Genomic DNA, 20,292 nt, shown 5'->3' with positions numbered 1-20,292 from the left:
GTTCACACCTGGCCGAGGTCGGACGACACCCAGCGTTCGGGGCGCATGTGGATGACGACGCTCTCCCCGTGGTTCTTCAGGGCGAAGTCGACGTACCCCTCGACCTTGTCGGCCGGGAGGTAGCGCGCCGAGACCTCCTGGAGCTGCTCGACGGTGGCGGGAGTGGTCTTGACGACCGGTCCCTCCACGGACACGTACCGGATGCTGGGTTCGAGCCGGTCCACCATCAGGGTGAACCGGCCCGCCGCCTGGATGAGCTGGTTCTTGCGGGAGTCCAGCCCGGTCATGACCCACACGTCGCCGCCGGATTCGTACTGGTACCAGACCGGCACGGTGAGCGGCGCGCGGCCCTCGCCCGCGTCGACCGCCAGCGCGGCGATGTGCGGCTCGGCCAGGAACTGTTCACGCTCTTCGCGGCTCAGGGGCATTGCCTGTTTCCTCTCGATCGCCTCAATCCCTCCCCAGTACCAACGTCCCCGACGAGCAGAACCATCCCCCGGTCGCCGACGCCACCCCGAGCCGCGGCAGCTCCCCGCCAGGCCCCCGCACTTGACGCTCCTCGCCCTCCCCCCGCAGCTGCCGCACCGCCTCCACGAGGAGGAAGAGCCCTCGCATCCCGGGATGCTGGGCCGACAGCCCGCCCCCGTCCGTGTTCACCGGCAGTTCCCCGCCCTCGACCCGCAGCCGCCCCTTCTCCACGAACGCCCCGCCCTCGCCCTTCCCGCAGAAGCCGAGGTCCTCCAGGGTCACCAGGGTCATGTAGGTGAACGCGTCGTAGATCTCGGCGAAGTCCATGTCCTCCGGCCGTACGCCCGCCCGTTCGAAGGCGAGCCGGCCGCTCACCGCCGCCGGGGAGACCGTGAAGTCGGGCCACTCGGACATCGCGGCGTGCGAGACGTGCTCCCCGGTGCCGAGCACCCACACCGGCGGCGTGCGGCAGTCCCGTACGTACTCCTCGGCGGCCAGCAGCACCGCCGCCCCGCCGTCGGAGCGGATGCAGCAGTGCAGTCTGGTGAAGGGGTCCGCGATCACCGGGCCGGACAGCACGTCGTCCACGGTGATCGGGTCGCGCTGGAGGGCCTGGGGGTTCAGCGCGGCGTTGGCCCGGGCCTGGACGGCCACCGCCGCCAACTGCTCGATGGTCGTACCGTGTTCGATCATGTGGCGGCGGGCGGCCATCGCGTACTTGGCGATCAGGGTGTGGCCGTAGGGGACCTCGAACTGCAGGGGGCCGCGGGAGCCGAAGGACAGGTTTCCCGTCCGCCGCCCCGCCCTGATGTCCGCGCGAGCCGTCGAGCCGTACACCAGCAGGACGGCGTTCGCGTGTCCGGCGGCGATCGCGTCCGCCGCGTGGGCCGCCATGACCTCCCAGGTGGCGCCGCCGACGGAGGTGGAGTCGACCCAGGTCGGCCGCAGGCCCAGGTACTCGGCCACCTCGACCGGCGCCAGCGTGCCGAGCCCGGCGGACGCGAAGCCGTCCACCACCTCCCGGCCGAGCCCGGCGTCGACGAGTGCGCGACGGGCCGCCTGGGCGTGCAGGGCGTACGGGGTCGCGTCGTCGACCCGGCCGCAGTCGGAGAGGGACACACCGACGGCGGCGACTTTCCGGCTTCCGGCAGTCATGGGCGGCCTCCAGCCTCTGGGCATATCGCTTCGGCCCTCCTAATATGACGGCCCGTCAGATGCGGAGGAAGAGCCATGGACGCCCGCTTCACCGCCGAACAGGACGAGATCCGCCGCACCCTGCGCGAACTGCTGCACAAACGGTGCGGCAGCGCCCAGGTGCGGGCCGCCGCCGGCACCCCGGCCGGATACGACCCCGCCCTGTGGACCGCCCTCGCCGAGCGGCTGGGCCTGGCCGGACTCGCCCTGCCGGAGGCGTACGGCGGGGTCGGCTGCACGTGGACCGAGCTGGCCCTCGCCTGCGAGGAGACGGGCCGGGCCCTCGCTCCCTCGCCGCTGCTCGCCACCGCCGTCCTCGCCGCCCCGCTGCTGCTCGCCCTCGGCACCGACGCCCAGCGCGCCGAGCTGCTGCCCCGGATCGCCTCCGGCTCGCTGACCGCCGCCCTCGCCGTCCCCGGCCCGGCCCTCGGCACCGCCCTCTCCCTCACCGGCGCGGGCGGCGGCGACTGGGCCGGCGGCGGGCGGGCCGGGGGCGTGCAGGCCCGGCGGGCGGGCGCGGGCTGGCGGCTGTACGGGCAGGTCGACCAGGTCCTCGACGGGCACAGCGCCGGCCTCCTCGTGGTCGCCGCGCACGCCGGGGGCTTCGCCCGCTCACGCACCCTGCTGTTCCTCGTCCAGGCCGACGCGCCCGGCCTGGTCCGGGTGCGGCAGACCGCGCTCGACGCGACCCGGCCGCAGGGCCGTGTCCAACTGCGGGACGTGGACGCCGAGTTGCTGGGGGAGGACGGCGCGGACGTGCCGGACGCGTTCGCCCGCGCCGGTGACCGGGCCGCCGCCGTCCTCGCCGCCGAGGCCGTGGGGGCCGCCGGGCGTATGCTGGAGCTGACCGTCGGGCATGTGCGGCAGCGCGAGCAGTTCGGGCGGCCGGTCGGCTCCTTCCAGGCGGTGCAGCACCGGCTGGCCGACGTCCACGTCCAGGTGCAGGCGGCACGCTCGGCGGCGTACTACTCCGCATGGGCGACGGTCCACGGGGAACAGCACGGGGAACAGGTGGGCGGGCTCGCCCTCGCGCAGGCGCTGGAGGCGCTGCGGTGTGCCGCCGCCGAGGGCATCCAGCTGCACGGCGGGATCGGTTTCACCTGGGAGCACGACGCCCACCTGTACTTCAAGCGCTCCTGCGGCGACGAACTGCTCTTCGGGCCGGTGCACCGGCTGCGGGCACGTGCCGCCGACCGGGCGCGGCTCTTCGAGCAGGAGGAAGTGGTGGGCTGATGGCAGCGGGCATACGGGTCGTGCAGAAGGTGTCCGCCACGCGGGGCTTCGCGCGCGTCGCGCCGTACGTCCTCCCCGCGCTGGACCGGGCCGTCCACCGGCTCACACGTGGAAAGCTGCTGCTCAGCGCCCAGCTGCTGCCGGGCGCGATCCTGACCTCCACCGGCGCGCGCAGCGGGCTGCCCCGCCGTACGCCGCTGGCCTGCATGCCCGAGGAGGGCGGGCGCAGCTGGATCCTCGTCGGCTCCGACTTCGGCCGCACCGGCCACCCCGCCTGGACCGGCAACCTGCTCGCCCACCCCGACGCCGTGATCAACCGGAAGGGCACCGACATCCCGGTCACGGCCCGGCTGCTGGAGGGCGAGGAGCGGGCGGCGGCGTGGCAGGCGGTGGTGGCGTTCTGGCCGCCGTACGCCGCGTACCAGGAGCGGGTCGACCGCGAGATACGGCTCTTCCGGCTCGTACGACGGTGAGTGTTCTTGGCGGGCTTCAGCAGGACGGGCGGCTGACCGTGACCGAGCTGGAGGGTGATCAGCGGGTACCGGGCGGTGGTGGGGCCGCATGCCGTCGGGCTGGGCTTCGAGGCGCTGGTCTTCGTCTCGATGGGACAGCAGGACAAGGTCATCGAGTTGCTGTCGTCGACGCCGGTGATGAAGCGCGTGCGGGTGCGGCTCTGTTTGCGGCTGGGCGCGCCCGCGCGGCGGAGCCGCATGATCGATACAGACCCACGCCCCTTACGGGGCGCTGCAGACAGGACTTGGGGTCCTACCTCGTCGGCTTCTTGCCGGTGATGCCCAGGTGTACCAACAGGGCGAGGTTCGGCTTGAGTTCGGCCTGTTTGACGCCCCAGGACTGGAAGCCCTTCTGGTGGGAGGCGACGGCCGCGAGCATCGCGACGATCGAACCGGCCACCGCCGCGGGGTTCACGTCCTTGTCGACCCTGCCCTTGGCCTGCAACTCGGCGACGGCGTCCGAAAGGGAGTTGTTCACCGAGTTGAGGATCTTCATGCGGATCTTGTAGAAGCGTTTGTCGCCCTCGGCGGCGCCGAGATCGACCACCCGGAGGATCGCGTCGTTCTTGCGCCAGAACTCCAGGAATCCGTCCACGAGTTCCTGCGCGGTCTGCCAGCCGGCCTTGCCGACCCAGGAGCGGCCCTCAAGGAGCTCGGTCAACCCGGCACCCTCGGCGGCCATTTGCTCGGCGATCTCCAGGACGGCGCCCTCGACGTCCGGGAAGTACTGGTAGAAGGTCGCTGGCGAAGTACCCGCCTTCCGGGCGACATCGATGACTTTCACGTCCCGGTAGGGGGAAGACTTGAGCATCTCGCTGAGGCAGTCGAGCAGCTTCTGCCGGGTCGCCTGCCCACGGCGGCCGGCCACACGGCCGTCGACGGTACGCACTTGTCCTGTCATGCCGTCAGCTTACCGAGGCGTGATCGGGGCGCGATTCGGCCGACTGCAAATGGGGTGCACGGGGGCGCGGAGGCTGGTGCGCCTGGTCTGCGCGGTGCGTGAGACCCGGTTACTTTGGCGACATGGCCAGAAACGTCGAGAACACGCCATCGGTGTACGCAGAGGGCGTCCCGTGCTGGGTGGACGCACAGCTTCCCGACGTCGAGGCGGGCAAGCGGTTCTACGGTGATCTCTTCGGGTGGACCTTCGAGGCGTCGTACGGCTCCGCCACCTGGGCGCTGAAGGACGGTGAACCTGCCGCCGCACTCACGCGCAAGCTGGACGGTCGCCTTCCCACCGTCTGGACCGTGTACTTCGCGACCCCGGACGCCGAGGCGCTGGCCCGCCGGATCCGGGCGGCCGGCGGGCAGGTCGTCCTGCCGCCCACGCCGGTCGGCGGCCTGGGCACGACCGCGCTCGTCACCGACTCCGAGAGCGCCGTCTTCGCGCTCTGGCAGCCGGGCAGCCACCCCGGCTTCGGCACCCGCCACAAGCCGGGCACCTTCGCCTGGGCCGAGCTGTACGCGCGGGACACCGAGGCCGCCAACGACTTCTACGGCGAACTCTTCCGCGACGCCCTGTTCGGGCCGGACGCCGAGCCCGACTTCGGCCGCGCCCCCGTCTCCGACGTCTTCCCCGCCGAGATGCCGCCCCACTTCCTCGTCCACTTCGGCGTCGCCGTCCTCGACGCCGCGCTCCCGGAGGTCACCCGGCTCGGCGGCCGGGTACAGGCACCGCCTTTCGAGACGTCCTACGGCAGGGTGGCCGTGGTCACCGACGACCAGGGGGCGTCGTTCGCACTGCTGAGACGATGATCCGGCCCTTCACACGCTGTCGCCGGGTGTTCCACGATCCGGGCGGTGGCTTCCACTCGGTGCCCGGGTGTGGTTTTGTCCCAAGACACCCCGATCCGCCCCTGGGTTCGCAACCAGCGCCCCGGACAGGAAGAATCAGAGTGCGTGCCGCCACGGCGGTGCGGTGGTGAGACGCTGCACGGGGTCGCGTAAACATGTGGGTGACGCGGCTCGTACGGGGAGGTGGCAGGCAAGTGGTGGATCAGCTGACGCAGCACGATCCGCGGCGGATCGGGCCGTTCGAGGTGCTGGGACGGCTGGGTGCCGGCGGCATGGGGCTGGTCTATCTCGCGCGCTCGGCGTCCGGCCGGCGCGTGGCGATCAAGACGGTCCGGACCGAGCTGGCCGAGGACCAGTTGTTCCGGGTCCGGTTCACGCGCGAGGTGGAGGCGGCCCGCGCGGTCTCCGGCTTCTACACGGCGGCCGTCGTGGACGCCGATCCGCGCGCCGCCGTGCCGTGGCTGGCCACCGCGTACGTCCCCGCGCCCTCCCTCGAGGAGATAGTGAACGAGTGCGGGCCGCTCCCGGCCCAGGCCGTGCGCTGGCTGGCGGCGGGCGTGGCCGAGGCCCTGCAGTCGATCCACGGCGCCGGGCTCGTCCACCGCGACCTGAAGCCGTCCAACGTGCTCGTCGTCGAGGACGGCCCCCGGGTGATCGACTTCGGCATCGCCTCCGGCGTCTCGAACACGCGTCTGACAATGACGAACGTCGCCGTCGGTACCCCCGCCTACATGTCGCCGGAGCAGGCCAAGGACTCACGCAGCGTGACCGGCGCGAGCGATGTGTTCTCGCTCGGCTCCACGCTGGTCTTCGCCGCCACCGGACACCCGCCCTTCCACGGCGCCAACCCGGTCGAGACGGTCTTCATGCTGCTCCGGGAGGGCCCGGACCTGGAGGGCCTGCCGCAGGAACTGCGGCCGCTGATCGAGTCCTGCATGCAGATGGAGGCCTCGGCCCGCCCCACCCCTGCCGACCTCCAGGCCCAGCTGGCGCCCCATCTGTTCGGCTCTGGCTCCGACGACAGCGGTACGGCGTCGGCGTGGCTGCCCGAGCGGGCGGTGAGCCTGATCGAGGCGCGCCGGGGCGGCCGCCCGGCGAGCAGGCCGGGCCAGGGCGCCGCCCGCAGCGCAGGCGGCGGTGCCCGGCCCGCCGTACCGCCCCCGCCCTCGCACGACCCCGTCGTCCCCGCGGCCCCGCCCGCACCCGCCCCGCCGGTGCCCGCCCCGGCCGGCGCCCCCGACAACGGCCCGGTACGGCTGGCCGGCGCCGGTGTGCCCATCGGGCCGGGACCGCGCGTCGCCGACGTGCGCGCCACCGCTGTCCAGGCACCGTCGCCCGAGACCGCCCTCGCCGCCTCCTGGGCCAAGCCCCGCCCCGGCGTCAACGGCACAGACCCTGCCGTAGGCCCAGCCGTACCGGCGCCGCCGGCCCCGGCCGCCCCACCCGAGCAGGCGGCTGCCGGCTGGCGCCCGTGGCGGTTCCGCATGTCCAACGATGTGTGGGGCACCCCGGCCGTCGCCGGCGACCTCGTCTACGTCACCTCCTTCGAGGTGCACGCCCTCGACGTGGCCACCGGCCGCCGCCGCTTCAAGACGCGGGACGTGGCCTGGTCGATGGCGGTCGCGGACGGCCGTATCCACGCCTCCGACGGGCCCACGCTGTTCGCGCTGGACGCCCGTGAGGGCGCCGACCTGTGGCGGCTGCAGACCGACGCCTGGGTGTACTCCCTCAAGGCCGACCGGGGCACGGTCGTCACCGGCACGCGCGGCGGCGGCGTCCAGGGCTGGGAGGCGTCCAACGGGCAGAAGCTGTGGGAGGTCACCGGGGCGCAGACCGACTTCGAGTCCCCGGAGGCGGGCCCGGCCGTGCACGAGGGCACGGTGTACGTCTGGCAGGACGCCCGCCTGCGCGCCCTGGACGCCCGCACCGGCGACGAGCGCTGGTCGTACCCGATCGGCGACGCGGCTTCCTGCGGCGGCGTACCGGTGCGGGTCACGCAGGCGCCGGACGGGTACGTGTACGTCTCGGCCGGCACCCGCGTCCTCGCCCTGGAAGTGGTGAGCGGGCACGTCCGCTGGCACTTCGAGGCCCCGGCGGTCTTCCTCTCCCCGCCCGCCTTCGTGCCCGGCCCGGCCGTCACCGGCGGCGGCATCTACCTGGCCGACTATCTCGGCACGGTCTACGCCCTCGACGCGACCGACGGCCGCGACCGCTGGCGCATCGCCACCGAGTCCCGGGCGTCCGTCGACCCGGTCCTGGTGGCCGGCGGCCATGTGCACGTCGGCAGCGGCAAGGGCCTGTACACGCTGGACGCGGTGACCGGGACGCCGAAGTGGCGGTTCCAGGCGGGCGGCGACATCGTGGGTGCCCCCGCCGTCGCCGAGGGCCGCATCCACTTCGGCTCCACCGACCACCTGCTGTACACCCTCAAGGCCGACGACGGCCGGCTGCGCTGGAAGCTCGCCACCGGCGGCGAGATCACCGGCTCCCCGGTCGTCCGGGACGGGGTGGTGTACGCGTGCAGCAAGGACCGGTGCGTGTACGCGCTCGACGCGGAGAAGGGCACGGGCACCGCGCGCACCACGTGATCCGCCCGGGGGACGGCCGTCGTACCGGCGCTCGGAAGGGGTTCCAGACGGCGGCCGTCGGTCCGGGGGAGCGGACCGGTTCGCCGCTCTCACCCCAGACGCTACGCCGGGTACGCGGCCGTCGCCACGCGGTGACCTGACCGGGCCCGGCCCGGCAGGTCAGCCGCGCAGCTCGGTCAGGAAGTCGAGCAGGGCCGCGTTGACCTCGTCCGGCCGTTCCTGCTGGGTCCAGTGGCCGCAGCCGGGCAGCACGACCGGCCTGCGGCGCAGCTTGGGCATCAACTCCGGGAGCTGATCGATGAGTTCGGGCGTTCCCGGGAACGCGGGGACGACGTCCCGGTCGCCGTACAGGTACACGGCGGGCGAGGTGACGACGGCGTCGTGCCAGGGGGCGGTCAGCTCCCAGTTGCGGTCGAGGTTGCGGTACCAGTTGAGGGCGCCGGTGAAGCCCTTGGCGTAGCTGTCGGTGAGATTGTCGAGGTCCTCCTCGGTGAGCCAGCCGGGCAGCGCCCCGGGCTCGGGCATGTCGGCGAGCCAGCCGCGCTCCGGGTCGACCAGCACGTTCTCGGGGCGCCCGGCGTCGGGGGCGTCGCCGGAGGCGAAGTACAGGAGCTTGCGCAGGGTGGCGCGCGGGTCCCGGGCGAACTCGGCGTCGGCGACGCCGGGCCGGTCGAACCAGTTCCAGTAGAACCGCCCGCCGAACCGCTCCTGCATCGCCTTCAGCGGTGGCCGCGTGCTCCGGAACGGCGGCGGCACGCTCAGCCCCGCCACCCCGCGCACCACGTCCGGCCGCAGCAGCGCGGTGTGCCAGGCCACCGGTGCGCCCCAGTCGTGCCCCACGACGAACGCCCGCGCCTCGCCGAGCGCGTGGACCAGCCCGACCACGTCCCCGACGAGGTGCAGGATGGTGTACGCGTCCACCTCCTCGGGATGGTCGCTGCGGCCGTACCCGCGCTGGTCGGGGGCGACCACCCGGAAGCCGGCGCCGGCCAGCGGTCCGAACTGGTGGCGCCAGGAGTGCCAGGACTCCGGGAAGCCGTGCAGCAGCACCACGAGCGGGCCCTCGCCCTGCTCCGCGATGTGCAGCCGGATACCGTTCACGTTGATCATTCGATGCGCGACCACGCCGTTGAGCATACCCCTTGGTATGTAAGGGGATTGCTAACGCAATCGGTACTCGCGCCGACGGGCGGCGAACAACTCCGCCTGCCGCTCGCCCGTCAGATTCCCGAGTGCGACCAGGTGCGGCGCCTGCGCGAACCCGTGGGCCAGCCCCGTCTCCCGCGCCGCCCACAGCGCCCGCACGGTCCCCTGCACGGCCTTTGCCGGATACCCGGCGAGCACGGCGGCGCGGTCGGCCGCCGCGGCCACCGCCTCGCCGGGCCCGGTCAGTTCCGACACCAGCCCGATGTCGTACGCCCGCCGCGCGGAGATCCGTTCGGCCGTCCCCATCAGCATCATCCGCGCGACCTCCCCGTACGGCATGCGCTGCGCCATGAGGACGGACTCGTACGCGCTGACCATGCCGTACGCGGTGTGCGGGTCGAAGAAGCATGCGTTCGCGTCCGCGACGATGAACTCGGCCTCCCCCAGCAGGTAGTAGGCGCCCCCGCAGGCCATCCCCTGCACGGCGGCGATCACCGGCTTCCACAGGTCGTTCGCCTTCGGTCCGATACGCAGCAGCGGATCGTCCGCCATGTACGGCGACCCCGGCTGCGGCACGACCGCGTCCCGGTCGATCCCCGTACAGAACGCACGCTCGCCGGCGCCGGTGAGCACGACGGCCCGTACGGCGTCGTCGAACCGCAACTGCCGCCACGCGCCGCTCAGTTGCTCTGCGGTCGCGAGGTCGATGGCGTTCAGCCTCTGCGGCCGGTCCAGGGTGACGACCGCGACCCCGCTGTCCTCGTCGGCCTCGACGCGCACGCTCACGGCCGCTCCAGAACCCACTGGGGACGGCCGTCACTGAACACGGCCTGCACCTTGGTGCCGATACGAATGCGTTCGGGGTCCAGGGAGTTGAGCGGCGCTCCGGCCTGGGCGACGAGATTGCCGACCAGCCGGATGCGCGGCGCCTCCGCCAGCTCGACCACGACCACGTTGTACGGCGCCTGCTCCGCGTAGTCCGGCAGCAGCGGCGGGTGCGGGACGACGTACGACCAGATACGGCCGTGCCCGGACATCCGGCGCCACTCGCTCGCGAACGACTGGCAGTGCGGGCAGCACGGCCGGGGCGGGAACCGCAGCTCGCCGCAGCCGGCGCAGGCCTGGACGCGCAGTTCGCCCTGTTCCGCGTACCGCCAGAAGGGGGCGCCGTCGGTGTCGGTGACGGGGGTCAGCATGTCAGCTCCTCAACTCCTCAACTCCTCGACTTCCTCAACTCCTGAGCAGCAGGGCGGAGGTCGGGACGCCCTCGCCGGCCGTGACCAGGCAGGTGGCGGCCCCGGGGACCTGTGCGGTGCTGCTTCCGCGCAGTTGCTTCACGCCCTCGTTGATGAGGTTGAAGCCGTGCACATACCCCTCGGAGAGCCCGCCCCCGCCCGTGTTGACGGGCAGCGTCCCGCCGATCTCCAGCGCCCCGCCCTCCGTGAATGCCCCGCCCTCGCCCCGGTCGCAGAAGCCGTAGCCCTCCAGGGAGAGCAGCACGAGCGGGGTGAACGCGTCGTAGATCTGGGCGACGTCCACGTCCTCGGGTGCGAAGTCGGCGTGCTTCCACAGGTGCCGGGCGGCGGTCCAGGCGGGACCGGTGAGGGGGTCGTCGTTCCAGTAGTTGACCATGCCGTGGTGCTGGGCGGGGAGCCCCTGGGCGGCGGAGTGGACGTGGACGGGCGGGCGGCGGCAGTCGAGTGCCCGCTCCCGGCTGACGATCACGCAGGCCAACGCCCCGTCCGTCTCGAGGCAGTTGTCGAACAGGCACAGCGGCTCGCTGATCCACCGGGAGGTCATGTACATCTCGCGGGTCAGCGGGCGCTCGTACATCACGGCGGCCGGATTCTGGTTGGCCCGGTTGCGGCAGGCGAGGGCGACGTTGAACAGGTGATCGCGGGTGGCGCCGTACTCGTGCAGGTAGCGGCGGGCGAGCATGGCGATCTCGTCGACGGGCCGCAGGAGTCCGTACGGCCGGGTCCACTGGGCCGGAGTGGGCAGCTGCACGGCGGTGTTCGTCCACGGCCGGGGCCCGCTGCCCCGTTTCCGTGACCGCCAGGCGACCCCCACGGTGGCTTGCCCCGCGGCGATGGCACCGGCGAGATGGGCGACGGTGGCGCAGGAACCGCCGCCCCCGTAGCCGACCTTGCTGAAGAAGGTGAGGTCACCGAGCCCGAGGGCCTTGGCCAGCTCGACCTCATCGGTCTCCTCCATGGTGTAGGAGGCGAGTGCGTCGACCTCGCCGGGCGCGATCCCCGCGTCGTCGAGGGCGGCGAGGACGGCACGGCAGGCGAGGGTCTTCTCGTCCTCGGGCAGGCGTTTGGCGAAGGCGGTCTCCCCGATTCCGACGATGGCGGTGGCGTCCTTGAACCCGGCGACTCCGGTCATGCTGCACGCACCTCCGCACGGTGATGTGGCTGCTGACAGGCCGTCAGGTTAGCGCTAATCTGACGATCAGTCAGCTCATGTGCCCGGTTGGGAGGCGTACGTGCACGCAGACGTGGAGTGGGCGAGCGTGCCGGACCTGGTCCGGTCGGCGGCCGAGCAGTACGCGGACGTCGAGGCGGTCGTGGAGGGCCGTACCCGGATCACGTACGGCGAGCTGGGCGCCCGGGTGGAGCGCGCGGCGGCGGCGTGCCTGGCGGGCGGGGTCGAGCCGGGCGACCGGGTGGCGATCTGGGCGCCGAACTCCCTGGACTGGATGACGGCGGCGCTGGGCGCGGTGACCGCGGGGGCGGTGCTGGTCCCGCTGAACACCCGCTTCAAGGGGGCGGAGGCGGCGGATGTGCTGGGCCGCAGCGGGGCGCGGTTGTTGTTCGTGACGGGGACGTTTCTGGGGGCGTCGTATGTGGCGTCGTTGCGGAGGGCGGCGGGCGGGGAAGGACCGAGGCCGTTGCCGGGGCTGCCGGAGCTGACGGACGTCGTGGTCCTGTCGGACGACGCGCCCCCGGACTTCCGCACGTGGAAGGACTTCCTGGCGAGCGGCGAGGGGGTCGGAAAGGCGGCCGTACGGGCCCGCGCGGACGCTGTACAAGGCACCTGGCCCTCCGACATCGTCTTCACCTCGGGTACGACGGGCCGCCCGAAGGGCGCGGTGATCACGCAGGCGCAGACGCTGCGGGCGTACGAGATCTGGTCCGACCTGGCGGGTCTGCGCCGGGGCGACCGCTACCTGATCGTGAACCCCTTCTTCCACACCTTCGGCTACAAGGCGGGGGTGCTGGCGTGCCTCATGCGGGGCGCCACGATGATCCCCCAGCCGGTGTTCAACGTGGACACGGTCCTGGCGAACATCGCGGCGGAACACGTCTCGGTCCTCCCCGGCCCGCCCACCCTCCTCCAGTCCCTCCTCGACCACCCCTCCCGCACCGCGCACGACCTCTCCGCCCTGCGCCTGGTGGTGACGGGCGCCGCGGTCGTCCCCCTCCAACTGGTGGACCGCCTCCGCGGCGAACTGGGCGTGGAGACGGTCCTGACGGCCTACGGCCTCTCCGAGGCGACCGGCGTGGTGACCATGTGCCGCCGGGGCGACCCCCCGTCCGTGATCGCCTCCGCCTCGGGCCGCGCGATCCCCGGCACGGAGGTGAAGGTGACCGACGGCAAGGGCCACGCCGTCCCGCCAGGCACCACCGGCGAGGTCCTGGTCCGCGGCTTCAACGTCATGCGCGGCTACTACGAGGACGAGGCGGCCACGGCCGAGGCCCTGACCCCGGACGGCTGGCTGCGCACCGGCGACATCGGCGTCCTGGACGACTCCGGCAACCTGCGCATCACGGACCGCCTCAAGGACATGTACATCGTCGGCGGCTTCAACGCCTACCCCGCCGAGATCGAACAGCGCCTCTCCCTCCACCCCGACGTGGCCGACGTGGCCGTCATCGGCATCCCCGACCCCCGCCTGGGCGAGGTCGGCAAGGCCTACGTCGTCCGCCGCCTGAACGCCCACCTCACCGCCGACGACCTGATCGCCTGGGCCCGCCGCGAGATGGCCAACTACAAGGTCCCGAGGGCGGTGGAGTTCTCGCGGGAACTGCCGCGGAACGCGAGCGGGAAGGTGGTCAAGGGGGAGTTGCGGGGGAGGGCGGGGCGTCGGCCCTGACGGTGAGGGGGGTGACCCCGGGTGGAGGAGGGCCTTGGGGCGACTTCGTCACGCACGTTGTGCGGCCCCACGGTCACTGGACTGCGCACCGCTCCCGTGACACGCAGGCCCCGCCGCTCCGTCACCTCACCGGGCGCTGAGGGGAATGCGATGCACCCGCACACCCGCGCCCCCGCGTCGGAGGGTCAGGCCGGGTCGGTGAGCTCACGGGGTGGGCGAGTGGACGGCGTGAGCGTCTCGATCCGCCACAGGGCAGCCGCCGAACGGTGACTGACGAGCATCGGCCTGAGCAACTGCGCCGCTCGAAGCCGCGTGTGAAAGAGGAGGGATTGGTCGGATTCGGCCAGCGGCAAGGGCTGGTGGGGCGAAAGTCAGGGGCGGGTTGGCTGAAAGCGGCCAATCGCTGTTGCCGTTGGGGCCTCAGCCCTTCAGCGAGGTCAGGAAGGAGGCCCAGGCGTCGGCCCGGAAGAGGAGTACGGGACCCGTCACGGATTGGCAAGAAGCCTGCTCCTGACACACCTCGGCCGCGACGGCGCCCCCTCCGTGCCGTCGCGGCCGATCCCCGTTGAAGAAGGACTCTCAGGCCTCTTCGCCGGTGACGTGCGTGTCCTGCGGCTTGACCGTGCCGTCGTCGGTGCTCGTCACATGGGTGTCGAGCGGCTTGGCGGTGCCGTCGTCGACGTCCGTGACGTGGGTGTCGAGCGGCTTGACGGTGCCGTCGTCCTTCTTCGCTGCGTCGGCCATGGTGTCCAACTCCTGTAGCAGTGGTGGATGGGCCCGCCCGGCAACTCCCCCGTGGGCCGCCGGGCGGGCTGTACAGGGCCGTTCCCCTGAGGGCGAGGCCCGAGTCCGACCCGCCTGCCCCCCGACGCGACGGATCGTCATGCAGGAGAGACTGCCGGGCGGCGATAAACGAACGATGAACGTGCCCTCATGAAACTCAGGCGGCGGCCGGCGCCAGGAGGGAACGCACCTCTGAGGCCTCCGGTGACCTGAGGTTCTCGTAGATGACCAGGGCTTCACGCCAGCACACCTGAGCTCTGCCGACCTGTCCGAGAGCACTGAGCGCCCGCCCGAGCATGGTCAGGACGTTCCCGCGCCGCCACTCGCCTCCGATCCCGCGCAACACGGTGAGCGCGCTCTCGGCATTGGAGGCGGCCTGCGCAGGGCGCTGGGCAGTGAGGTCGACCTCGGCGAGCCGGAACAGCGTCATACCTTCCCAGAGGCGTTGCCTGCTGTCCCTGAAGACGTCCAGGGCCTCCAAGAGTTGAGAGGCCGCGGCGCTGGTCTGCCCCGCCTGAGCGAGGGCGAGCCCCAGCGCATAGCGGCCGTTGGCACCGCGCAGGGAGTGCCCCAGTCGGTCGTATATGTCGATGCCTCGCTGGGCGAGTTCGATCGCACTGGAGGTGCGGCCCACCGCGAGGTGCGAGCGGGAGAGATTGCACAGGGCGCTGGCCTCGCCGGGAAGATTTCCGTCGGACCGGAAACTCGTGATCGCCTCCTGGAGGTAGGTGGCCGCCTCCGCGTGCCGGTTCTGGTAGATCGCGACGACCGCGCGGTGGTTCGGCACCCAGCAGGTCAACGCGGCGTCACTGATCTCCCGTGCCAGCCGCATCGCGTGCTCCGCTTCGTTGTCCGCCTGCTGGAAGCGCCCGCCGGCGAGGTGGGCCTCGGTCAGCGTCGTCCGGGCCCGGGCTTCCACCTGGTCGTTCCCCGCGGCCTGTGCCGAGTCGCGCGCGAAGGCCGCGACCGTCTCGTACTCACGGGAGTTAGCCCCGGACTCGGCGAGATCCTTCGAGGCCCACAGGAGGTCCACCGCACGCTTCAGGCTGCCCTGCCCGACCGACTGACGGACACAGGCGAGCAGACAGTTCGCCTCGGCATACAGCCAGTCCTGCGCCTCATGCCGGCCCCCGAAGGACAGCCCGGGATACGTCGTCTCCTCCAGGTGATCCACCAGTCGGTCCCCGGGCCGCTCCATCGCGTAAACCCCGGCTGCGGTGGCCAGGTAGAAGTCCAGCAGCCGGGACAGCGCCGCCGCTCGCTCGCCGGCCGGTTCCTCGTCGCGTTCCGCGCACGCACGCGCGTAGAGGCGGACGAGGTCGTGGAAGCGGTAGCGGCCGGGGGCCGCCGACTCCAGGAGGGAGGTGTCGACCAGGGACTCCAGGAGGTCCTCGGTGTCCTCCAGGGGGAGGTCCAGTACGGCCGCTGCCGCTGCCAGGGAGATGTCCGGGCCGTCGGCCAGGCCCAGGAGGCGGAAGGCGCGGGCCTGGGCCGGCTCCAGTTGGCCGTAGCCGAGTTCGAAGGTGGCCTTGACCGCCAGGTCGCCGGCCTGCAGTTCGTCGAGGCGGCGGCGTTCGTCGCCGAGCTTGGCGGCGAGGACCGAGACCGTCCAGGTGCGGCGGGCGGCGAGGCGGGAGGCGGCGATGCGGATGGCGAGGGGGAGGAAGCCGCAGGCAGCGACGACGTCCAGGGCCGCTTCGCGCTCGGACGCCACCCGCTCCTCGCCCACGATCTTCGTGAAGAGGGCCAGCGCCTCCTCGGGCGACATCACGTCCAGGTCGATCAGATGGGCCCCGGCGAGGTCCACCATGCGGACGCGGGACGTCACCAGGGCCGCGCAGCCGTGTGTGCCGGGGAGGAGGGGGCGTACCTGGGCCGCGTCCTTGGCGTTGTCGAGGAGCACGAGAATCCGCCGGCCGTCCATCATCGAGCGGTAGAGGGCCGCTCGTTCCGCGAGGGAGTCCGGGATCGCCGAGTCCGCCGTGCCGAGGGCCCGGAGGAAGGCTCCGAGGACCGTCTCCGGTTCCGCCGCGCGCTGGCCGGCGCCCTGGAGGTCGACGTACAGCTGGCCGTCGGGGAAGGCCGAGCGCGCCTGGTGGGCGACGTGGACCGCCAGCGTCGTCTTGCCCACGCCGCCGATTCCGGCCAGCGCCGAGACCGCCATCACGTGGCCCCCCGCGGAGGTGAGGATCTCGCTCAGTTCGCGTACGAAGGCGGAGCGGCCGGTGAAGTCGGGAACTGTGGCGGGGAGTTGGGCGGGGAGGACCGGGCTCGTGGCAGGTTCCGGGGCGGGGGCCGACGGTTCCGCCAGGCCGGGGTCCGCCTGGAGGATGCGCTGCTGGAGTTCCCGCAGGCCGGGGCGGGGGTCCACGCCCAGCTCGTCGGCGAGCAGGCGCCGCGTGTCCGCGTAGACCGCGAGGGCCTCCGCCTGGCGGCCGCTGCGGTAGAGGGCGAGCATGAGGAGTTCCCTGAAGCGCTCCCGGAGGGGGTGCGCCGCCGTCAGGGCGGTCAGCTCCGAGACCGCCTCCGCGTGGCAGCCCTGCTCCAGGTCCATGTCCAGGCGGGATTCGAGGAGTTGCAGGCGCAACTCCTCCAGGCGTACGCGCTGCGTCTGCGCGTACGGGCCCGGCACCCCCGCCAGCACCTCCCCGTCCCACAGGGCCAGCGCGCGCCGCAGTACGTCGCGGGCGTGGCACAGGTCCCCGGCGTTCCGTGCCTTCTCGGCCTCGGACGCCAGGTCCTGGGCGACCGCCAGGTCCAGCGCGCCCTCGGCCAGTCCGCGGATCGCGTAGCCGCCGGACTCGCTGACCAGCACCCCGGGGTCCAGCACCTTGCGCAGCCGGGAGGCGTACGTCCGCAGCGCCGCCAGCGCCTGCGACGGCGGCTCCTCGCCCCACAGGGCGTCGATCAGCTCCCCCGCCGTGGCCGTACGGCCCTCGCGCAGCAGCAGGGCGGCCAGCAGGGCGCGTTGCTGGGGAGAACCGGTGGCCAGCTGACCGTCACCACGCCAGGCACGCACCGGCCCGAGCACGCCGAACCGCAGCGGCGCCGGCTCAGCCGGCGCCGCCGAGTCCGCCGAGCCCGTCAGCGCCGCCAGGTCCGCCGCCGGCGCCGGGTCATCGGACTCCACCGAGCCCGCCGACGGCTCCGGGCCGCCCGACGGCCCCCGCCCCACCGGCTCCGCCGGGTCCGAGGAACCGGGATGCCGCTGCTCCGGTACGCGCGGTACTCGCGGTACACCGTCCATGCCGTCCCCCTAGACATCCTGAACAACTACGTCAGTTTGCCTTGTGCGCGGCGGATGCGTCAGCCGTGGGAGATGCCGATCACAGGCGACTCACGGTAGTCCACAAAGCCTGCACAGCCTCTCCGCATATGTCCGCGCGGGCCTCACCCGCACAGCCTCCGCCCGCATAGCTGACGACCCGTCAGTTCGGCGCTACCGTGAGCGCCATGGACAGCCACGACAGCACATCGGCGAGCACGTTCCCCCTGATCATCTCCGTCGACGACCACACCGTGGAGCCCCCGGAGGTCTGGCAGGACCGCCTGCCGAAGAAGTACCGGGACACCGGGCCCCGGATCGTGCGTGCCCCGCTGAAGGAGATGTCCTTCCTCGGCGGACGCTTCAAGCCCGTCATGGGCCGGCCCGGAGACGACGGCCCCCTCGGCGACTGGTGGGTCTACGAGGACCTGCACCGCCCACTCACCCGCCTCGACACCGCCGTCGGCTACAGCAGAGACGAGGTCAAGCTCGAAGTGATCACGTACGAGCAGATGCGGCCGGGGTCGTACGACGTCCCCGCGCGGCTCGCCGACATGGACGTCAACCACGTCCAGGCCGGCCTCTGCTTCCCCACCTTCCCGCGCTTTTGCGGGCAGACCTTCACCGAGGCCGAGGACAAGGAACTCGCCCTCCTGTGCGTGCGGGCGTACAACGACTGGATGGTGGAGGAGTGGTGCGGCCCCCAGGCGCGGGGGCGGCTGATACCACTCACCCTCATCCCCCTGTGGGACGCCGAGCTGGCCGCCGAGGAGGTGCGGCGCAACGCCGCCCGCGGCGTCCGTGCCGTGGCCTTCTCCGAGATACCGCCGCATCTCGGCCTGCCCTCCGTGCACACCGACGACTGGGACCCCTTCCTCGCCGCCTGCGCCGAGACCGGCACCGTCGTCGCCATGCACATCGGCTCCAGCAGCCGCATGCCGTCCACCTCGGCCGACGCCCCGCCCGCCGTCGGCTCCACCATCACCTTCGCCAACTGCTGCTTCTCGATGGTCGACTGGCTGATGAGCGGCAAGTTCGAACGGTTCCCGGGCCTGAAGGTCATGTACGCGGAGGGACAGATCGGGTGGATCCCCTACATCCTTGAGCGCGCGGACGTGGTGTGGGAGGAGAACCGCGGCTGGGGCGGCGTCGCCGACAAGGTGCACCGGCCGCCGTCCGAGCTGTTCGCCGAGCACGTCTACGGTTGCTTCTTCGACGACGCCTTCGGGCTGCGGAACCTCGAGGCCATCGGGGTCGGCAACGTCCTGTACGAGACCGACTACCCGCACTCCGACTCCACCTGGCCCAAGTCCCGCGAGGTCGGCGAGGCGCAGATGGGCCACCTGGATGCGGACGTGGTGGACCGGATCGTACGGCGGAACGCGATCGAGTTGCTGGGGCTGACGGACGACGGGCTCTGGGGCGGGCCGCGGTGAGCCTTTCGTACGGGATCCAGCTCCCGGTCCAGTCCCAGAGCACCATCTACGCCGAGTCCTGGGAGGCCGCCGCCGGCCCCGAGGACCTGCTGCACATCGCCCGCGCCGCCGACCGGGCCGGCTTCGCCTACCTCGCCTGCTGCGACCACGTCGCCATCCCGCGCCGCCTCGCCGCCGCGATGAGCACGGTGTGGTACGACCCCGTCGCCACCCTCGCCTTCCTCGCCGCCGCCACCGAACGCGTCCGGCTGCTCAGCCACGTCGCCGTCGTCGGCCTGCGGCACCCGCTGCTCACCGCCAAGCAGTACGCCACCCTCGACCACCTTTCGAACGGTCGCCTGATCCTCGGCGTGGGTGCCGGGCACGTGCCGGAGGAGTTCGCGGCGCTTCGGGTGGACTTCCGGCGGCGCGGGGCCGTGCTCGACGAGGCCGTCGATGCCCTGCGCGCAGCCCTGGGGACCGATGAATTCCCCGAGTACCACGGCAAGTTGTACGACTTCGCCGACCTGGGCCAGCGGCCCCGCCCGGCGCAGACCGCCGTGCCGCTCTGGGTCGGCGGCTCGTCCCCCGCCGCCGTGCGCCGGGCCGCGCTCAAGGCCGACGGCTGGCTGCCGCAGGGCGATCCACGGGAGCGGCTGCCCGCGCAGATCGCCCGCGTCCGGGAGTTGCGCGCCGAGGCCGGGCTCGACGCCCCCTTCACCGTCGGCGCCATCACCGAGCCGCTGTACGTCGGCACCCCCGCCTGGGACGTCGGCCGGCGCACCCTCACCGGCGCCCCGGACGCCCTCGCCGAGTCCCTGCGCGTCTACCGTGCGATGGGGGTGCACCAGATCCAGGTGCGCTTCCGCAACCGGGGACGTGCGGAACTCGCCGACCAGATCGCCGCGTTCGGGGCGGAGGTGGCGCCGCTGCTGTGACTCACCAGCACTTCTTGAAGATTTGAACATGTCCACGCCGGGCCGCGTATGCAAGGACGTGCGGACGTGAGCTTCGGCGGAAGGACACAACGGCGTGCGATCTTCCCAGCGACTCTCCGTAGCCCTCGCCTGCCCCGACGGCGAGTGGCCGCATGCGGACTGGCCGCCCCCGGACAACCGGTACGTGCGACGGGCCGTGCGCCTGTCCCCGCCGTTCCGCGTGCCCGCGGACGTGGACGTGGTGCTGCTGCGCTCCCTGGACCCGGCCACCGAGTTCCCCGAACTGCTGGACGCGCTGGAGGAGCCGGACGTCCCGGTGATCGTGATCAGCCCGCGCCAGGACACCGACACGATCGTCGAGGTGTTCCGGGGCGGCGCGGGCTACCTGGTCGAGGGCGACTACTGCACGTGCGTGCTGTCCTCCGCCGTCCGGGCCGCCACCGTCGGCCACACCTACCTGTCCCCGCTGGCCTGCGAGGCACTCAGGGAAGGCGTCCAGCGGATGTCCCGGGCCGGGACCGCGCTGGAGCGCTTTCGGTCCCAGCTCTCCCCGCGCGAACGCCAGATCATGGAGCTGCTGTCGACCGGCCTCGGCGCGCAGGAGATCGGGCTGCGGCTGCGGCTCAGCGAGAAGACCGTGCGCAACAACCTCAGCAACATCTACGCCAAGCTGGACGCACGCGGAAGCACGGACGCGGTCCTCAGGTGGCTGGGGGCCGCGCCCGTGCTTCGCGCGTGAGAAGGCCGAACCAGGCGCTGGAGCCGGTCCTCTAGTAGACTGTCGCGGCTAATATTTGGGATAAAGGTGACGCAGTTTGATGCGTGCATCGTGGGTGGTGAACTGCCAGTCCACCTGA

Annotated in this window: 17 protein-coding genes and 1 pseudogene; 9 read left to right on the top strand and 9 right to left on the bottom strand. The window is 72.4% G+C overall.

The features are described 5' to 3' along the window. Positions 1–2: 2 nt before the first annotated feature. Positions 3–428: a pyridoxamine 5'-phosphate oxidase family protein gene (locus tag H8R17_RS36905; RefSeq protein ID WP_187827571.1), complete on the bottom strand. Its 426-nt coding sequence runs from the start codon at positions 426–428 to the stop codon at positions 3–5. Between the two features lie 22 nt (positions 429–450). Beyond that, positions 451–1,623, bottom strand: coding sequence for a thiolase C-terminal domain-containing protein (locus H8R17_RS36900; protein WP_187827570.1), 1,173 nt, complete (start codon positions 1,621–1,623; stop codon positions 451–453). Between the two features lie 75 nt (positions 1,624–1,698). Between H8R17_RS36900 and H8R17_RS36895 the strand changes: the two genes are divergently transcribed. The 3 genes and pseudogenes from H8R17_RS36895 to H8R17_RS48950 all read left to right on the top strand — a co-directional run. After that, positions 1,699–2,895 (top strand): acyl-CoA dehydrogenase family protein, encoded by a 1,197-nt coding sequence (locus tag H8R17_RS36895; protein WP_187827569.1) that lies wholly within the window; start codon positions 1,699–1,701, stop codon positions 2,893–2,895. Further along, on the top strand, positions 2,895–3,368 hold the full coding sequence (locus tag H8R17_RS36890; protein WP_187827568.1) for a nitroreductase family deazaflavin-dependent oxidoreductase: 474 nt from the start codon (positions 2,895–2,897) through the stop codon (positions 3,366–3,368). Before H8R17_RS36895 ends, H8R17_RS36890 begins: the two co-directional genes overlap by 1 nt. Continuing rightward, positions 3,365–3,515 (top strand): annotated as a pseudogene (locus H8R17_RS48950) (Lrp/AsnC family transcriptional regulator); the annotation flags it as partial. The gene H8R17_RS36890 and the pseudogene H8R17_RS48950, both read left to right, overlap by 4 nt. Positions 3,516–3,660: 145 nt before the next feature. Here the strand turns inward: H8R17_RS48950 and H8R17_RS36885 are convergent. After that, complete coding sequence (locus tag H8R17_RS36885) at positions 3,661–4,308, bottom strand: TetR family transcriptional regulator (RefSeq protein ID WP_187827567.1); 648 nt, start codon at positions 4,306–4,308, stop codon at positions 3,661–3,663. A gap of 122 nt (positions 4,309–4,430) precedes the next feature. Here H8R17_RS36885 and H8R17_RS36880 point away from each other — a divergent pair, with 122 nt between their 5' ends. Both H8R17_RS36880 and H8R17_RS36875 read left to right on the top strand, forming a co-directional pair. Beyond that, a complete protein-coding gene (locus H8R17_RS36880; protein ID WP_187827566.1) occupies positions 4,431–5,162 on the top strand; it encodes a VOC family protein in 732 nt (243 codons plus the stop codon). A gap of 233 nt (positions 5,163–5,395) precedes the next feature. Beyond that, a complete protein-coding gene (locus tag H8R17_RS36875) occupies positions 5,396–7,789 on the top strand; it encodes a PQQ-binding-like beta-propeller repeat protein (protein WP_187827565.1) in 2,394 nt (797 codons plus the stop codon). A 159-nt stretch (positions 7,790–7,948) separates the two neighbouring features. Here H8R17_RS36875 and H8R17_RS36870 read toward each other — a convergent pair whose 3' ends face one another. From H8R17_RS36870 to H8R17_RS36855, 4 genes are read right to left on the bottom strand one after another with little or no spacing between them, the layout of a single operon-like run. Continuing rightward, the gene (locus tag H8R17_RS36870) at positions 7,949–8,899 is read right to left on the bottom strand and encodes an alpha/beta fold hydrolase (RefSeq protein ID WP_187827583.1); all 951 of its coding nucleotides are present in this window, start codon (positions 8,897–8,899) and stop codon (positions 7,949–7,951) included. Positions 8,900–8,950: 51 nt separating this feature from the next. Further along, a complete protein-coding gene (locus H8R17_RS36865) occupies positions 8,951–9,721 on the bottom strand; it encodes an enoyl-CoA hydratase/isomerase family protein (RefSeq protein ID WP_187827564.1) in 771 nt (256 codons plus the stop codon). After that, complete coding sequence (locus H8R17_RS36860; protein WP_187827563.1) at positions 9,718–10,131, bottom strand: Zn-ribbon domain-containing OB-fold protein; 414 nt, start codon at positions 10,129–10,131, stop codon at positions 9,718–9,720. Before H8R17_RS36860 ends, H8R17_RS36865 begins: the two co-directional genes overlap by 4 nt. Positions 10,132–10,165: 34 nt before the next feature. After that, positions 10,166–11,323, bottom strand: coding sequence for a lipid-transfer protein (locus tag H8R17_RS36855; protein ID WP_187827562.1), 1,158 nt, complete (start codon positions 11,321–11,323; stop codon positions 10,166–10,168). A gap of 100 nt (positions 11,324–11,423) precedes the next feature. On the opposite strand from H8R17_RS36855, the gene H8R17_RS36850 reads away from it, so the two are divergent. Continuing rightward, positions 11,424–13,034 carry a FadD3 family acyl-CoA ligase gene (locus tag H8R17_RS36850; protein ID WP_187827561.1) on the top strand — a complete coding sequence of 537 codons (1,611 nt, stop codon included), beginning with the start codon at positions 11,424–11,426 and terminating at the stop codon, positions 13,032–13,034. Positions 13,035–13,613: 579 nt separating this feature from the next. On the opposite strand, the gene H8R17_RS36840 is transcribed toward H8R17_RS36850, so the two are convergent. Both H8R17_RS36840 and H8R17_RS36835 read right to left on the bottom strand, forming a co-directional pair. Then, positions 13,614–13,778, bottom strand: coding sequence for a hypothetical protein (locus H8R17_RS36840; RefSeq protein ID WP_187827559.1), 165 nt, complete (start codon positions 13,776–13,778; stop codon positions 13,614–13,616). 196 nt (positions 13,779–13,974) lie between these two features. Continuing rightward, positions 13,975–17,064, bottom strand: coding sequence for a BTAD domain-containing putative transcriptional regulator (locus tag H8R17_RS36835; protein ID WP_262505799.1), 3,090 nt, complete (start codon positions 17,062–17,064; stop codon positions 13,975–13,977). 206 nt (positions 17,065–17,270) lie between these two features. On the opposite strand from H8R17_RS36835, the gene H8R17_RS36830 reads away from it, so the two are divergent. The 3 genes from H8R17_RS36830 to H8R17_RS36820 all read left to right on the top strand — a co-directional run bounded on the left by H8R17_RS36830 (position 17,271) and on the right by H8R17_RS36820 (position 20,174). Continuing rightward, positions 17,271–18,518 (top strand): amidohydrolase family protein, encoded by a 1,248-nt coding sequence (locus H8R17_RS36830; protein ID WP_187827558.1) that lies wholly within the window; start codon positions 17,271–17,273, stop codon positions 18,516–18,518. Then, positions 18,500–19,435 (top strand): TIGR03619 family F420-dependent LLM class oxidoreductase, encoded by a 936-nt coding sequence (locus tag H8R17_RS36825; RefSeq protein WP_187827581.1) that lies wholly within the window; start codon positions 18,500–18,502, stop codon positions 19,433–19,435. The genes H8R17_RS36830 and H8R17_RS36825 overlap by 19 nt, the downstream gene beginning before the upstream one ends. A 94-nt stretch (positions 19,436–19,529) precedes the next feature. Continuing rightward, the gene (locus H8R17_RS36820; RefSeq protein ID WP_187827557.1) at positions 19,530–20,174 is read left to right on the top strand and encodes a LuxR C-terminal-related transcriptional regulator; all 645 of its coding nucleotides are present in this window, start codon (positions 19,530–19,532) and stop codon (positions 20,172–20,174) included. Positions 20,175–20,292: the final 118 nt, after the last annotated feature.

The sequence above is a fragment of the Streptomyces sp. TRM68367 genome (assembly GCF_014495685.1).
Lineage (GTDB): Bacteria > Actinomycetota > Actinomycetes > Streptomycetales > Streptomycetaceae > Streptomyces.
Note: the sequence above shows the minus strand (reverse complement) of the source record. Positions and strands in the feature narration are given on the sequence as shown.

Bases quoted from the DNA above. Each gene is read 5' to 3' on its own strand.
- H8R17_RS36905 (WP_187827571.1), bottom strand. From the start codon at position 428: ATGCCCCTGAGCCGCGAAGAGCGTGAACAGTTCCTGGCCGAGCCGCAC.
- H8R17_RS36900 (WP_187827570.1), bottom strand. From the start codon at position 1,623: ATGACTGCCGGAAGCCGGAAAGTCGCCGCCGTCGGTGTGTCCCTCTCC.
- H8R17_RS36895 (WP_187827569.1), top strand. From the start codon at position 1,699: ATGGACGCCCGCTTCACCGCCGAACAGGACGAGATCCGCCGCACCCTG.
- H8R17_RS36890 (WP_187827568.1), top strand. From the start codon at position 2,895: ATGGCAGCGGGCATACGGGTCGTGCAGAAGGTGTCCGCCACGCGGGGC.
- H8R17_RS36885 (WP_187827567.1), bottom strand. From the start codon at position 4,308: ATGACAGGACAAGTGCGTACCGTCGACGGCCGTGTGGCCGGCCGCCGT.
- H8R17_RS36880 (WP_187827566.1), top strand. From the start codon at position 4,431: ATGGCCAGAAACGTCGAGAACACGCCATCGGTGTACGCAGAGGGCGTC.
- H8R17_RS36870 (WP_187827583.1), bottom strand. From the start codon at position 8,899: ATGATCAACGTGAACGGTATCCGGCTGCACATCGCGGAGCAGGGCGAG.
- H8R17_RS36860 (WP_187827563.1), bottom strand. From the start codon at position 10,131: ATGCTGACCCCCGTCACCGACACCGACGGCGCCCCCTTCTGGCGGTAC.
- H8R17_RS36855 (WP_187827562.1), bottom strand. From the start codon at position 11,323: ATGACCGGAGTCGCCGGGTTCAAGGACGCCACCGCCATCGTCGGAATC.
- H8R17_RS36840 (WP_187827559.1), bottom strand. From the start codon at position 13,778: ATGGCCGACGCAGCGAAGAAGGACGACGGCACCGTCAAGCCGCTCGAC.
- H8R17_RS36835 (WP_262505799.1), bottom strand. From the start codon at position 17,064: ATGGACGGTGTACCGCGAGTACCGCGCGTACCGGAGCAGCGGCATCCC.
- H8R17_RS36830 (WP_187827558.1), top strand. From the start codon at position 17,271: ATGGACAGCCACGACAGCACATCGGCGAGCACGTTCCCCCTGATCATC.